The sequence below is a fragment of the Bacillus sp. F2HM genome, from assembly GCF_019266135.1.
Lineage (GTDB): Bacteria > Bacillota > Bacilli > Bacillales > Bacillaceae > Bacillus > Bacillus safensis.
In genome coordinates, this window is sequence record NZ_LRMO01000025.1 from 72135 (window position 1) to 85178 (window position 13044).

Annotated in this window: 17 protein-coding genes and 2 tRNA genes; 13 read left to right on the plus strand and 6 right to left on the minus strand. The window is 41.7% G+C overall.

The window, feature by feature from the left end:
* Window positions 1-26 precede the first annotated feature (26 nt).
* Window positions 27-650, minus strand: a complete 624-nt coding sequence (locus tag AWT60_RS15930; RefSeq protein WP_218677460.1) for a GNAT family N-acetyltransferase — start codon at window positions 648-650, stop codon at window positions 27-29.
* Window positions 651-799: 149 nt separating this feature from the next.
* Between AWT60_RS15930 and AWT60_RS15935 the strand changes: the two genes are divergently transcribed.
* The 6 genes from AWT60_RS15935 (at window position 800) to AWT60_RS15960 (ending at window position 4880) form a co-directional block, all read left to right on the plus strand.
* Entirely contained in the window at window positions 800-1351 is a 552-nt protein-coding gene (locus AWT60_RS15935; RefSeq protein WP_024425422.1) for a TetR/AcrR family transcriptional regulator, read from the plus strand.
* Window positions 1352-1428: 77 nt separating this feature from the next.
* On the plus strand, window positions 1429-1971 hold the full coding sequence (locus AWT60_RS15940) for a dihydrofolate reductase family protein (protein WP_171463998.1): 543 nt from the start codon (window positions 1429-1431) through the stop codon (window positions 1969-1971).
* Window positions 1972-2079: 108 nt separating this feature from the next.
* Window positions 2080-2553 (plus strand): MarR family winged helix-turn-helix transcriptional regulator, encoded by a 474-nt coding sequence (locus AWT60_RS15945; protein WP_025093552.1) that lies wholly within the window; start codon window positions 2080-2082, stop codon window positions 2551-2553.
* Window positions 2537-3160 (plus strand): nitroreductase family protein, encoded by a 624-nt coding sequence (locus AWT60_RS15950; protein WP_024425425.1) that lies wholly within the window; start codon window positions 2537-2539, stop codon window positions 3158-3160. Before AWT60_RS15945 ends, AWT60_RS15950 begins: the two co-directional genes overlap by 17 nt.
* 17 nt (window positions 3161-3177) lie before the next feature.
* Window positions 3178-4230: an LLM class flavin-dependent oxidoreductase gene (locus tag AWT60_RS15955; RefSeq protein ID WP_218677461.1), complete on the plus strand. Its 1053-nt coding sequence runs from the start codon at window positions 3178-3180 to the stop codon at window positions 4228-4230.
* Window positions 4231-4580: 350 nt separating this feature from the next.
* Window positions 4581-4880, plus strand: a complete 300-nt coding sequence (locus AWT60_RS15960) for a hypothetical protein (RefSeq protein WP_256928533.1) — start codon at window positions 4581-4583, stop codon at window positions 4878-4880.
* A gap of 29 nt (window positions 4881-4909) precedes the next feature.
* Here AWT60_RS15960 and AWT60_RS15965 read toward each other — a convergent pair whose 3' ends face one another.
* A complete protein-coding gene (locus AWT60_RS15965) occupies window positions 4910-5473 on the minus strand; it encodes a helix-turn-helix domain-containing protein (RefSeq protein WP_075622432.1) in 564 nt (187 codons plus the stop codon).
* Window positions 5474-5584: 111 nt separating this feature from the next.
* Here AWT60_RS15965 and AWT60_RS15970 point away from each other — a divergent pair, with 111 nt between their 5' ends.
* Window positions 5585-6172, plus strand: coding sequence for a LysE family transporter (locus AWT60_RS15970; RefSeq protein ID WP_218677462.1), 588 nt, complete (start codon window positions 5585-5587; stop codon window positions 6170-6172).
* 4 nt (window positions 6173-6176) lie between these two features.
* Here the strand turns inward: AWT60_RS15970 and AWT60_RS15975 are convergent, their stop codons facing one another.
* The gene (locus AWT60_RS15975; RefSeq protein ID WP_218677463.1) at window positions 6177-6728 is read right to left on the minus strand and encodes a GNAT family N-acetyltransferase; all 552 of its coding nucleotides are present in this window, start codon (window positions 6726-6728) and stop codon (window positions 6177-6179) included.
* Between the two features lie 123 nt (window positions 6729-6851).
* On the opposite strand from AWT60_RS15975, the gene AWT60_RS15980 reads away from it, so the two are divergent.
* Together AWT60_RS15980 and AWT60_RS15985 are read left to right on the plus strand one after the other, a co-directional pair.
* Window positions 6852-7037, plus strand: coding sequence for a CsbD family protein (locus tag AWT60_RS15980; protein WP_024425431.1), 186 nt, complete (start codon window positions 6852-6854; stop codon window positions 7035-7037).
* Between the two features lie 148 nt (window positions 7038-7185).
* Window positions 7186-7848, plus strand: coding sequence for an O-methyltransferase (locus AWT60_RS15985; protein ID WP_041106441.1), 663 nt, complete (start codon window positions 7186-7188; stop codon window positions 7846-7848).
* A gap of 36 nt (window positions 7849-7884) precedes the next feature.
* On the opposite strand, the gene AWT60_RS15990 is transcribed toward AWT60_RS15985, so the two are convergent.
* Together AWT60_RS15990 and AWT60_RS15995 are read right to left on the minus strand one after the other, a co-directional pair.
* Entirely contained in the window at window positions 7885-8211 is a 327-nt protein-coding gene (locus AWT60_RS15990) for an AzlD domain-containing protein (RefSeq protein WP_041106443.1), read from the minus strand.
* Window positions 8208-8933, minus strand: a complete 726-nt coding sequence (locus tag AWT60_RS15995; protein WP_041106446.1) for an AzlC family ABC transporter permease — start codon at window positions 8931-8933, stop codon at window positions 8208-8210. The genes AWT60_RS15990 and AWT60_RS15995 overlap by 4 nt, the downstream gene beginning before the upstream one ends.
* Window positions 8934-9230: 297 nt before the next feature.
* Between AWT60_RS15995 and AWT60_RS16000 the strand changes: the two genes are divergently transcribed.
* Complete coding sequence (locus AWT60_RS16000) at window positions 9231-10106, plus strand: DMT family transporter (protein ID WP_041106448.1); 876 nt, start codon at window positions 9231-9233, stop codon at window positions 10104-10106.
* 76 nt (window positions 10107-10182) lie between these two features.
* Window positions 10183-11202, plus strand: a complete 1020-nt coding sequence (locus AWT60_RS16005; protein ID WP_041106450.1) for a S66 family peptidase — start codon at window positions 10183-10185, stop codon at window positions 11200-11202.
* A gap of 35 nt (window positions 11203-11237) precedes the next feature.
* Here the strand turns inward: AWT60_RS16005 and gltP are convergent, their stop codons facing one another.
* The gene (gene gltP, locus AWT60_RS16010) at window positions 11238-12488 is read right to left on the minus strand and encodes a glutamate-aspartate/proton symporter GltP (protein ID WP_024425437.1); all 1251 of its coding nucleotides are present in this window, start codon (window positions 12486-12488) and stop codon (window positions 11238-11240) included.
* Window positions 12489-12857: 369 nt separating this feature from the next.
* Here gltP and AWT60_RS16015 point away from each other — a divergent pair.
* Window positions 12858-12934, plus strand: a tRNA-Arg gene (locus tag AWT60_RS16015).
* Window positions 12935-12945: 11 nt separating this feature from the next.
* Window positions 12946-13019, plus strand: a tRNA-Gly gene (locus AWT60_RS16020).
* Window positions 13020-13044: the final 25 nt, after the last annotated feature.

Here is a 13044-nt window from a genome sequence, read left to right on the forward strand (position 1 = left end):
TTATATCATCACCTGAAGAGGATACCTTATTTAATCACGGTTTTATAGCTCCAGCTTTCCAAGGACATTTCCTTTCCACGCAGTACTCTTTCATCAAACTCCATCCAGCCATTTTTTTGGTAGAAATGACGATTGGCCTCGTTGTGCGTCATCAGTGTGAACAGTCCGCCGCCTTGCCGGGCGATAAAGGGAAAAAGGCATTGCTTTAACATGCGGCTTCCGAGTTTTTTTCCTTGCTGGTCTTTTGCCACGACAAGTGCTTCTAAATACCAGTAAGGCTGCTTTAAGGAAGAACATGCCTTTTTCGCCTCCTTTAACACACGGAACACATGCTGAACCGCCGATATACCGCCAATGAAGAGCAGCTTTAACCCACCTGACAACACATAATCCATGACGCTTGGTTCAGGAAGACGCGGATGCTTTAAAAGGGCAGCAGACACAATGTTCTCGTTTTCAACCCCGACCAAACAGATTTGATGCTGAAAATACACCTTTGTATTGACCAAATGCAGCTGACGAGCGAAAGCAGACCGGTTTGAGACCTTTTCACATAATAGGTCAAAAAATGAATAGTCCTGAAACGAATCATCTAACAACTCTGCCACTTGAGGCAGTTCATCCTCTCTAGCAAGTCTAAAATGAAACATATAATGGTCCTCCTTTACTGAACACATATAGATTATTGAACATGTGTTGAGTATAATAAGAAGTAAACCAATCGAACATCGGCAATGGATGAGATCCTGTTCATAAATAGACATTTGGCGCCTGATTGTTCAACAATGGAGGGGATGTCATGAAGGACAGACGAACAATCAAAACAAAAAGAGCCATTCGGGAAAGCTTCCTTGAGCTGTTAAAGGAAAAGGAAGTGCAGCAGATTACGGTATCAGAGCTATCAAGGAAAGCGGATTTAGGCAGGGGAACCTTTTATTTGCACTATCAAGATGTGTTTGATTTATATGAACAGCTTGAGAAAGAACTATTCGATCAGCTCGGGGGGTTATATGATGAAACCTTTCCAAGTCAGGACCCTCTTGATATGCTTTCCTTTTTAAACAAAACGACGGAGTACTTGAAAGAGAATCAATATATGTTGACGTTATTTGTAAAACCAAATGGTCCAACGACAAACCAATTCAAAGCATTTTTCAAAGAAAAAATCATGAAAGAGTGGCAGCTTGATCAGCGTCCTATTACAGAGAATGAACAAATAGAGGCCTCTTTTGTCGTGTCTGGTGTCGTGGGTGTACTCGAGGAATGGATTCACGAAGAAATGACCATTGATGCCGGCAAGCTCGCGCATAAATTATACGAGCTTCTCCTCAAGGTGGAACAGGAATCGTAAAAAGTTATGTAGCCTTTGTCTTTCCTTTTTGATAAAATAGAATATATGTTCTTATTTGAAGTAAGGGAGTGGTGGGAGTGAGTGAGAAAAGGAAGCTGCTTTTTTATGGGGCGATGAGTATCGATGGATATTTAGCGAGAGAGGATCACCGGCTCGATTGGCTGATAGGGACAGAGGGCGAAGAAGAAACGAGCTATGACACCTTTTATGCGTCAGTCGATACGCTGATCATGGGGCGCAATACATATGAACAAGTTCTTCAGCTGTCACCAGATGAGTTTCCTTATGAAGGAAAGACTTGTTATATCATGTCACGTACGTTACAAGACAGTCTGGAAGGAACCCATATCATTCGCGAAGATGTCTTATCATTTGTGAAAAAATTAAAGAATGAAACAGGCCGGAATATTTGGATTGTCGGCGGCGGGGGACTGCTTCAATCTTTCATAAAAGAAAGATTGGTTGATGAGCTTTTTCTTCAAATCGTACCTGTCATCATTGGAAGAGGAATTCCTCTCTTTTCGCCGGCGGATCTGGAATCTAGGTTCTCATTACAGGAAGTAAATCAATATAAACAAATTGCTGAAATGCATTTTATCTTAAAAGAAGAGGATCACTGAACCAAGGTGGTCTTTTTTTTATGAAATAAACTCGTTGACAAGAAAATATCCTAGTGTTAGGATAAATTTATCCTAGTTTTAGGATTTCTTGAAAAAGGAGTAGTTGCCATGGTGCAGCATGATCATGAATTAGATTTAAGGCTATTCCGCGTGTGGATGAAAGCCTATCAAGCCCTTTTTACAAATATCCAAAAAGACATTGAACGTTATGATATCGGATTTGAAAACTTTCAGATCCTTGAATTGCTCTACAGTAAAGGGCCTCAGCCTGTTCAAAAAATTAGCGATATCCTCTCAATCCCAAGTGGAAGCATGACATATGTCGTGAACAAACTAGAAAAACAAGAACTGGTGAAAAGGCAATGTGCGCCTTCAGATAAGCGGGTATTTCATGTATGGCTGACGGAAAAAGGGAAGCAATTGTTTGACGATATTTTCCCTAAACACACAGAGGTCATTTCGCAAAATCTAGCCTTTATTGAAAAAGAAGAAAAAGAGCAGCTCATTGAATTACTGAAAAAAATCGGTTTAGGTGCAAAACAACTTCGCGAAAAGGGGAAACAAGATGACACTCAGCTTTGATACGTTGGTACGTGAAAGACGATCCGCATCAAATTTTTTGCCAAATATCTCGATTTCGAGAGAAGAGCTTAACAGCATATTTGAAGAGGTCAAGCTGGCACCATCCGCTTTTAACTTGCAGCATACACAATATGTTGTCGTCCAAACAGAAGAGCTGAAAGAACAAGTAAGAGAAGCGGCATTTGGACAATATAAAGTGCACTCTGCTTCAGCAGCGATCATCGTACTCGGAGATCCAAAAGCTTATGAGCACGCAGGGAACATATATGAAGGCCTAAAAATGCTAGGCATTATCAATGCGCAGCAATATGAAGAAATGGTCAGAGAGACCATGAGCTTTTATGTGCAGAGAGGAGCCGATTTCCAGAAGGAAGAGGCGATCCGCAATGCTTCCTTATCTGCCATGCTGTTTATGCTTGCCGCTAAAAATAAAGGCTGGGATACTTGCCCGATGATCGGTTTTGATCCCGAAGCAATGAAAAAGGTATTAAACATTCAATCAGATTTGGTTCCTGTGTTAATGATTACACTCGGAAAAGAAAAAGTAGAGAGCAGACAAGCGAGAGGCTATAGAAAGCCAGTTTCTGAATTTGTGACATATTTATAAGACAGGGGGTTCCCATCATGGAACTAGGAATTAGTACATTTGTTGAAACAACACCCGATTTTCAAACAGGAAAAACAGTCAGTCACGCACAGCGTATTCGAGAAGTAGTAGAAGAAATTATTTTAGCAGATCAAGTCGGTCTTGATGTATTTGGCGTAGGTGAGCATCACCGTGAGGATTTCGCCGCTTCGAATCCAGCTGTCGTCTTAGCGGCTGCAGCCACACAAACAAAAAATATTCGTCTGACAAGTGCAGTGACAGTTCTTTCATCAGCAGATCCTGTTCGTGTATTTCAGGATTTTGCAACGCTGGATGGACTATCAAACGGACGTGCAGAAATTATGGCAGGCCGTGGTTCATTTATTGAATCATTCCCGCTCTTTGGCTATGACCTGGATGACTATGAAGAATTATTTGAAGAAAAGCTTGATTTGCTGCTCAAATTACAGCAGTCAGAGCGTGTAACATGGAGCGGAAAGCATCGCCCGTCCATTCAGGATGTTGGGGTGTACCCAAGACCTGTTCAAGATCCGCTTCCAATCTGGATCGGCAGTGGAGGAAACCGTGAATCTGTCGTACGTGCTGGATTACTAGGGTTACCGCTTGTACTTGCCATCATTGGCGGAAGTCCTAGACAGTTCGCACCGCTCGTTCAGCTGTACAAGCAAGCGGCAGTGCACGCTGGACATGACCCTGAGAACTTAACTGTAGCATCACATTCTCATGGATTTGTTGCGGCAGAAACAGACCTGGCAGCAGATCAATTCTTCCCATCTACACAGCATGTGATGAACACATTAGCGAGAGAGCGCGGCTGGGGACCTTATACTCGTTCTACGTTTGATGCAGCGAGAACTTTAGAAGGCGCGCTGTATGTAGGAGATTCAGATACCGTGGCAGAGAAAGTCATTCACCTTAGAAAAAATGTAGGCATCACACGTTTTATGCTTCATGTACCAGTTGGTTCAATGCCGCATGATCAAGTGCTGAAAGCCATTGAGCTATTTGGAAAAGAAGTGGCTCCTAAAGTAAGAGAAGAGGTTGCCCGCTGGGAAGCAGAGCAAAAATAAATAAAAAGGCCGATCAAGAGAATAGGTTTGATCGGCCTTTTCTTATGCTTAAGGATCAGTGATACATGGTTTTACTGTAGGGCATTTGGCAGCAGAAGCAAATGGTGTGATCGACAAGGAGAAGAGGAAAACAAGTTGAAAACAGATGAGCCATTTTTTCATGAAATCACCTCCGTTCACAATTGTTTCACTAGATTGAGATGAGGATAAAAGCATAGAAGTATGTAACGCACTCTATCTAGCATAAGACAATGATATCATAATTTTCAAAAAAATGAAAAAATAAACTTACAAAAGTTCTAAATTATGGTATAGTTTATACGTTCAACAAAAAAGGGAGGGATTTTTTTGTGAAAAAGGTCATGTCTTCTGTTTTGGTTGGAGCAATTGTCTTAACGGGTGCTGGGGTCACAGCTGCTCCAGTGGAAGCAAAGGAGCAAACAAACAGTGAAATAACGGCTCAGGCCAGTCGAACTGTTTCAGTAACAAGAACATATACAACATCAAATATCCCAGAAAGTATTGTATATGCAGAGGATGGCTGGGTCGGGATTTTAAAACAAACCTCTATTAAAGAATTAGGATTAGGAAAATATAGTGTCACATTTACTGGAGAACAGTGGTACGCGATCCAGGATTTAATTAAATAAAACGCAAAGCTGACAGGTGGACAAGCCTGTCAGCTTTTTTCATGAGGATAATAAAGAATCATTTGCATCCGGACCATTTGTTCCCCGGCTTGTTGATACGTGTGCGTCCGGTCCGCTTTAAAACGAATAGAGTCTCCGGCTTTTAAGGTGTATTGTTCATCACCAATGGTTAAATCAAGGACTCCCTCAAAAACAGTGATCAATTCCTCTGTTCCCCCAATGTGTTCACTCGCACGAAGCGACCCGCCTCGATCAATTTCCACTCGGTACATTTCAAATTTCCCCCGGTCGTCAAAAGGGAAAGTCGTGTATACACGATATTTTCCATCATCTTCAGTTAAAACCTGTGCATCTTCCTTGCGTACTACCTTGATTTCAGGCTGCGGTGCGTGAATGAGCTCACTAAAAGATACTTTTAATCCGTTGGCGATTTTCCACAAAGTCGTAATGGTAGGGGTCGATTCTCCTCTTTCAATTTGTCCAATCATCGTCTTGCTGACCCCAGTTAATTCTGCCATCTTTTCGAGGCTCAATTTTTTTTGATCTCTAAGAAGCCTCACATTTTTAGAAATAATCGATTGTACATCTTCCATGAAAAAAACTCCTTTCTCTATTTACTTTATAAAGACCGAACGTTACAATAAAACGTAACATACGCAATAAAGTAATTAAAGTCTTAATAACGTACAAGGGAGGCGGCAACTTTGATTCTTTCTATGTTGATCTATGCTTTTGTTAGCAGCTTTACCCCAGGGCCCAACAACATCATGGCCATGGTCTTTACGAATAAATATGGGGTCAAGCAAACATTTCGATTTTGTTTAGGTGTAGGTATCGGATTTCTCGTCATTTTGTGTTTGAGCTGCTTCTTTAATCTCATTCTTTATCAAGTAATGCCGAAAATAGGCTGGGTCATGGCGTTCATCGGAGCTGCATACATGATTTATTTAGCGGTCAAAATCATGAAAAGTAAAGGCGGGAATGACGAAACTCTTGATCGCTACAATCATTTTATCCCTGGTATGATGCTGCAATTTATCAACCCAAAAGCGATCTTGTATGGATTGACTGTGATTTCAACATTTGTTTTGCCAAATGGACAATCTAATATACAGTATGTCATATGGACGCTGATTCTCGCACTCATTGGCTTTCTCGGTACATTCAGCTGGAGCTTATTTGGCTCTTTGTATAAGCGTTTTTTGACTGCTTACGAAAAACCGTTCCAGTATGTGATGGGGCTGCTTCTGATATACAGTGCAATTTCGATGATATGGGGCTATGTGATGTAAGTAGTCAGGAGCTTGGCCGATGCCTGCCCATCACAACAGTATCATAATATAATCCGTCACTCAGCCGTTTATCGTTTTTTAATACGCCTTCAATCAAAAAGCCGTGGTTCTCATATAACCGAATGGCTTTTTTGTTCGTTTCCAGCACTTGAAGTGATATCTTCTGAATACCCTGCTGATCTGCCCAGTCGATTGAAGCGGCTAAAAGCTCTTTCCCGATGTGATACCCCCAAGCATCTTTCTGGATGGCGACGCCAAATGTCACTTTGTGAGCAGATCGCTTGAGTGAATGGCCCTCGCATCTTGAAAAACCGACAATTTTTCCTTCAATAGCAGCGACCAAAAATAAATGCCGGCTTTGCTTGGTATCCTCTTGAATCAAAGCCTCAAATGCTTTTTCATCAAGAAAGGCTTCGCCTGGTTCACGGTCTAAATATTCTGTTTCACCATCGATTTTCAGTCTGAGAGCTGATAACTGCTTGGCATCAGCCGCTGAAGCGGACCGGATACGATAGGTCACCCCACGAACTGTGAATATCTTTTCAGAGACGATCATGAAATAGAACACCAACCCTTCTTCTAATGTCTATCATACCTGAAACGTGTACATCGCACACTCAGATGTTTTGTATCTTTCAAAAAGGCTAAATGAATAGTATCAAACGTGGAGGTGGAACAAATGAGTAAAGAAAAAGGACATATGGATAAAGCGAAAGGAAAAACAAATCAAGTCAAAGGCCAAGTCAAAGAAAAGCTTGGTGAAGCAACCGATCATCAAAACTTGAAAGCAGAAGGGAAAAAGGATCAAGCAAAAGGAAAGCTTCAAGATAAAAAAGGGGATGTCAAAAATAAGCTGAACCAGTAGAACCGAAACTAGTGCGTTGCTTCATGTATTCCTCATCACATGTTTTTCATCAAAAAAATGAATAGATGTGTGAAAAGAATTGATTATACGTTCTCACGATCATCATGTAGACTTGAGAGAGAAGACATGATCAAGGGAGATGGATGAAATGGAGCACGTGTGGAAGAAAGTCGACGAGTATATCACAGACAAGTTGATTCCTAAAGATGATGTATTGGAGCAAGCCCTTACTCATAATAAGCAAGCAGGTCTGCCAGAAATTGATGTGTCACCAGCCCAAGGGAAAATGCTTTATTTATTAGCAAAAACGAAGAATGCAAAGCGCATTTTAGAAATCGGGACACTCGGTGGATACAGTACTATTTGGCTGGCGCGTGCTCTTGAGGAGGATGGGGAACTCATCACATTAGAGGCTGTCAGCCATCATGTAAAGATCGCACAGCAAAACATCAGCAGAGCGGGCTTATCGGAACGAGTGAGCATTTTGCAAGGAAAGGCATTAGATACGTTATCTCAGTTAAAAGAGAGGGCTGTGCTTCCATTCGATTTGATCTTCATTGATGCAGATAAACCGAACAATCCGAAATATCTGAAGTGGGCATTAGATTTCTCGAAAAAAGGAACCGTCATTATTGCAGACAATGTCGTCAGAAATGGAGCCGTCCTTCATGACTCTGATGGGGATGAACGAGTACAAGGAACTCGTGAATTTTTCGATTTACTCAAACAAGAGCCGAGAATAGAGGCAACAGCGATTCAAACTGTTGGGGAAAAAGGTTATGATGGATTTGTATACGGAATCGTCAAATGAAACAAAGCTTAACCACATGCGGTTAAGCTTTTTCTTTTAGAAAAACCATCTAGCAGTGCCCATCAGCATGACGCCGACAAGAACAGTAAGTGACAAGCTTTTTGTCCAAACAGCAATGAGTATAGTAGGAGTCAATACAGCCAGATACATCCAGTGGATAGTGACGCCTGTGCCAGTTGTTGTATGGATGAAGAGATGCTCTGCAATCAAAGCTGTAAAGATACAAATAGGAATAAACGATAACCATTTCAGCACCACTTCAGGCAGCTGAATACTCCGTACAAATATAAAGGGTACGACCCTTGGAATGATGGTGACGATCATACAACCAACAATGAGCCATAACATAAAGCTATTGATCATTTATCTGTCACCACCCCAATGGTTGCGACAAGTACAGTAGCTATGAGAACAGCCACATGTGATGGAACAAAATGAAGCAGAACAAACATGGCAACGACCATATACAACACAAGCGACAGGCGATGAGTTAACTTATTTTTTGGTACTGTCTGTAACGAAAGGACTAGCAGTGCAGCAAACATCGCTGATAAAGCAAAATCAAGACCAAGCGCTTCAGGATCTGAAATCCAGTGTCCAAAAATGCCGCCAAGTATGCAGGCTGCAATCCAGCATAAATACGCCGTTATGTTTAGTCCGTGCATCCACCTGTTATTCAGCCTTCCTTGCTGCGCTAATTTATTCATCGCTACACCGAAGGATTCATCAGTCAGCAATAGACCGAATCCAATATTTTGTTTCACAGAGTAGCGTGTAAAATGAGGAGCAAGCGTCAGGCTGAGCAATAAATGACGCAGATTCACAATAAATGTGGTGAAAATAATAGCAGAAAGGGGACTACCCGTCACAAGCAGTGCACAGATTATAAACTGTGAAGCACCTGCGTAAATAAAAATCGATAAAAGCGCAATGTCCCATATACTTAACTGTGCGCTAATTCCAACAATTCCGAAGGCAAACCCAATACTCATATAACCGAGCAGGGTTGGCACACAATCTTTTATTCCCTCAAGAAACGGTTCGTGTTCCGTGCTGGGAATGTGTTTCCTCGCTTCAATATCCAACGTCCTCTACTCCTTTTCTGCATGGCCACCTATAGTTTTACTTACTATATGAAAACGAATTCAGCATGTCAATATCCGTTTATCTTCTATTATATGAAGAAAAATGGTGACAAAAAAGGATTGAAGTCAACCAGAATTTGTTATAAAGTAGTCTGAAAATAAAAACAAATGAGGTGACGACAATGCTATGGAAGCCTTTATTTGAACATGATGTACCAAACACCCTCCGTCCATAACGGAGAGTGATCTCCGTTTGTGGATATGGCGATCAATATATCCAGTAACGGAGGGGAAAAGATGAAGGAAAAATATATAGGCGCCCTTTACCTAGCAATCGCTGCAAGTATTTGGGGCGGCATGTACGTTGTTGTCAAAGTAACAGTAGCGGTGGTTCCGCCGCTTGAGCTTGTATGGATGAGATATGCTGTAGCAGGAATCGTGCTGGTGTGCACCATTTGGCGCTTGGGCTATTCCTTTCGATTAGATAAAAAAGATATCCCGCTTGTTGTCATGATCGGATTGATCGGAAATTTCCTATCAATTGTGACCCAAGAAATTGGCACCATGTATACGTCGGCACAAATGGGAGCTGTGATCACATCTGCGACCCCTGCTTTTATGGTGCTGTTTGCGTTCTTTCTATTAAAAGAAGCCATGACTGTTCGAAAGTGCGCATCCATCCTGCTTGCGACAGCAGGTGTATGGCTCATGATTGGACCAGTCGCAGTGCAAACAGATGAATTTGTTGGCGGTCTTTCATTAGTTTTTGCTGCTTTAACTTGGGCACTGATGTCTGTTTTGCTGAAACGAGTTCCAGGAAAATACCCTCAAGTCGTGACGACCACATATGCGATCATCATTGCGTTCATTGTCTTAACACCAGCTGCTTTATTTCGTTTACCTTATCTAGATGTGGAGCAGATGGCAAGGCCAGAGATTTGGGGCGGCATTCTCTATCTAGGCATCATCTCAACAGCTCTAGCATTCTTTTTGTGGAATAGAGGGCTTCAATTGATGGATGCCTCGAGCGGCGGTCTGTTCTTTTTCTTTCAACCGATCGTAGGGGCAGCTCTCGGCTGGCTGCTTTTAGGTGAAGAGATGGGGATACGCTCATTCATTGGGATTCTATGTATCTTTGCAGGAGTCTATACTGTACTGCGTCAAAAGGAATAAGAAGAGATGTCCCTTATAAAAGGGGCATTTTCTTTAAAATGGACAGGGAAGAGAGTAGAGGTTGGGGGGAAGCAGAATGATACAATTTCCGCATTTGCAAAAAGGACAAACAATTGGCGTCACAGCACCTTCCTCAGGTGTACAGCCATCTTTGCATGACATGTTTCAGCTTTCATGTGAACGAATGAAACATAGAGGCTATGATGTCATATGTGGAGAGACGGTCTGGCAGCAGGAAAAGGCAAAATCTGCGCCTGCGATAGAACGAGCAAACGAACTTCAGTACATGATGACATGTGAGGAGATTGATCACATCATCCCGCCATGGGGAGGACAGCTGCTTTTGGAAGTATTAGAGCACCTTGATTTCTCATCGATGAAAAAAAAGTGGATTCTTGGTTACTCAGATACGAGTGCACTTCTGCTGGCGTTAACATTAAAAACAGGCATTGCCACAGCGCATGGACCGAACTTAGTCGATCTAAGAGGAGAAGAGCTGGATCAAACGACTGCCATGTGGGAACGAACACTTTCCGCTAAAGGGGAGACGGAGATAACCCAGTTTTCTTCATCTATGTATCAAAAGGAATGGCAGCATGACAACCCGAGTAAACATGTCTTTCATTTAACAGAATCGACCGCATGGCATACGGTTGATCAACAAGAAATGACAGTGAAGGGAAGACTGATGGGTGGCTGCATTGATATTATACGTCACTTAGCAGGGACACCTTATGGGGACGTAAAAACTTTTCAGAAAACATTCATAAAAGATGAACCGATTCTCTGGTATTTCGAAAACTGCGCATTAAATGCTGCAAGCGTGAAGAGATCACTTGTTCAATTAAAACTAGCAGGGTGGTTTGATCACTGTTCAGGTATGATGTTTGGGCGAAGTGCAGTAGATGTGCCTGTTGAAGGGTATCAGTATCAGGATGTATATGAAGAATTACAAAAGGAACTACAAATCCCCATTTTTTACGACATAGATTGTGGACATGTCCCGCCGCAAATGACACTGATTAATGGGGCATATGCAGAAGTGCAGCTGCATCCTCAAGGAAAAGCCGTACTAAAGCAAACATTTTTAGCATAAAAAAGGAAAGGGCGAACCCTTTCCTTCATATAACATTACATCCCTTTTGTTTCTTCACCAGCTTTAGGAACTTCCCACGCTGACTCACGGAATACTTTTTCCCATTTAGATACGACAATACATGCAACGGCATGCCCTGGAACATTCACGCCTGTTCGTGCCATATCCATAATTCGGTCAACACCGGCTATGATGGCAACGCCTTCTGCTGGAAGACCTACTGCATGAGCGGTTGCCAAAAGAACAACGAGTGAACCGGATGGCACAGCTGCAATACCTTTACTCGTTAACACAAGAACAAGCATCATCAAAAGCTGCTGTGACAGACTCATATCGACACCAAATGCTTGTGCAAGGAATACGCAGGCAACCGATAAATATAAACTTGATCCGTCACAATTGAGAGAAAGACCAGATGGAATTACAAAAGAAACGATTCTTTTTGGACACCCGTATTTCTCCATTCGTTCCATCAATTGAGGAAGGACAGTTTCAGTGCTCGTAGTAGAGAAGGCAACAAGGAACAAATCCCAAATCATTTTTAATACTTCGAAGTAGTTAAAACGGAAGATCAGTGCGACCAGAGGGAATAAAGCAAAGAGAATAATGAATAATCCTAAAAATACAGTCCCGACAAGCTTCATCATTGGGATTAATAAAACAATGCCATATTGACCGACAGAAGCAGCCATTAATGCAAGAACCCCAATAGGTGCTGTCACCATCACCATCTGTGTGAGCTTAAACATGATTTGTGCCACTGATTCAAAGAAGGTGAGAACAGGAGCAGAAGCTTTACCGATGCCGCTTGCCGCTACACCAAATAAGATGGCGAAGAAAATGACAGCAAGTAAATCATTCTGAGCCATAACATCGACGATATTGGTTGGAATGATATCTAATACCATTTGTTTAAAGTCAACGACCTTCTCCGTATAACCATCTAATTCCCCAATATCTTTCTTAGCTAATTTAGAGAAATCGAGGCCAACGCCAGGCTTTAGCCCATTTGCCAATAATAGCCCGATCCCAAGAACGATGGTTGTGATGACCTCAAACCAAATGATTGTCTTTAATCCAAGGCTGCCCATTTTCTTCATGCCGCCGCTGCCGGCTGCACCAATAACAATGGTAGAGAACACGATTGGAACAACGATCATTTTAATCAGCCTGATGAATCCATCTCCAATTGGCCTGAGCGCCATTCCGAAGTCAGGGAAGAAATGGCCGATAAGAGCTCCTATCACCAAAGCGATCATGATTTGAAAAGCGATAAACTTTTTCATCATCTCCTACCTCCTTTAATTGATTGGAAAAATATTAAGAATTTTCCAATAAATAAAAATTCTATGTGGTCATGTTTTGTCCTCCTTTGTATTTAGAAAGATTTTATTTAAGAATCATTAGAATTATGAAGAAAGAAAAGAAAATAGGGCTATTACATGTCTATTGATCTAAGAAAAAATCAATTTTAAAAAACATGAAACTTTTTTAGAAAAATGTATTGACCCTTTTATATAATTCATGGTATATTTTTATTCGTCGCTGATGACGTATTTGAAACACAGACGTTCACACGCATGCGGCAAACAAATTTTAAAAAGATGTTGACTTAATAAAAACGATATGTTAAGATAATTAAGTCGCCTGATTAAGCGCCCGTAGCTCAATTGGATAGAGCGTTTGACTACGGATCAAAAGGTTAGGGGTTCGACTCCTCTCGGGCGCGCCAATACAAACCACGCGGGTGTAGTTTAGTGGTAAAACCTCAGCCTTCCAAGCTGATGTCGTGAGTTCGATTCTCATCACCCGCTCCATTTTTGAACATGATCTTTGAAAACT

What these genes read in the sequence shown, in the direction of transcription:
- AWT60_RS15965 (WP_075622432.1), bottom strand. Translation starts at nt 5,473, where the DNA reads ATGGAAGATGTACAATCGATTATTTCTAAAAATGTGAGGCTTCTTAGA.
- AWT60_RS15930 (WP_218677460.1), bottom strand. Translation starts at nt 650, where the DNA reads ATGTTTCATTTTAGACTTGCTAGAGAGGATGAACTGCCTCAAGTGGCA.
- AWT60_RS15980 (WP_024425431.1), top strand. Translation starts at nt 6,852, where the DNA reads ATGAGTAAAGAAAAAGGACATATGGATAAAGCGAAAGGAAAAACAAAT.
- AWT60_RS15945 (WP_025093552.1), top strand. Translation starts at nt 2,080, where the DNA reads ATGGTGCAGCATGATCATGAATTAGATTTAAGGCTATTCCGCGTGTGG.
- gltP (WP_024425437.1), bottom strand. Translation starts at nt 12,488, where the DNA reads ATGAAAAAGTTTATCGCTTTTCAAATCATGATCGCTTTGGTGATAGGA.
- AWT60_RS16000 (WP_041106448.1), top strand. Translation starts at nt 9,231, where the DNA reads ATGAAGGAAAAATATATAGGCGCCCTTTACCTAGCAATCGCTGCAAGT.
- AWT60_RS15935 (WP_024425422.1), top strand. Translation starts at nt 800, where the DNA reads ATGAAGGACAGACGAACAATCAAAACAAAAAGAGCCATTCGGGAAAGC.
- AWT60_RS15955 (WP_218677461.1), top strand. Translation starts at nt 3,178, where the DNA reads ATGGAACTAGGAATTAGTACATTTGTTGAAACAACACCCGATTTTCAA.
- AWT60_RS15990 (WP_041106443.1), bottom strand. Translation starts at nt 8,211, where the DNA reads ATGATCAATAGCTTTATGTTATGGCTCATTGTTGGTTGTATGATCGTC.
- AWT60_RS15975 (WP_218677463.1), bottom strand. Translation starts at nt 6,728, where the DNA reads ATGATCGTCTCTGAAAAGATATTCACAGTTCGTGGGGTGACCTATCGT.
- AWT60_RS16005 (WP_041106450.1), top strand. Translation starts at nt 10,183, where the DNA reads ATGATACAATTTCCGCATTTGCAAAAAGGACAAACAATTGGCGTCACA.
- AWT60_RS15985 (WP_041106441.1), top strand. Translation starts at nt 7,186, where the DNA reads ATGGAGCACGTGTGGAAGAAAGTCGACGAGTATATCACAGACAAGTTG.
- AWT60_RS15950 (WP_024425425.1), top strand. Translation starts at nt 2,537, where the DNA reads ATGACACTCAGCTTTGATACGTTGGTACGTGAAAGACGATCCGCATCA.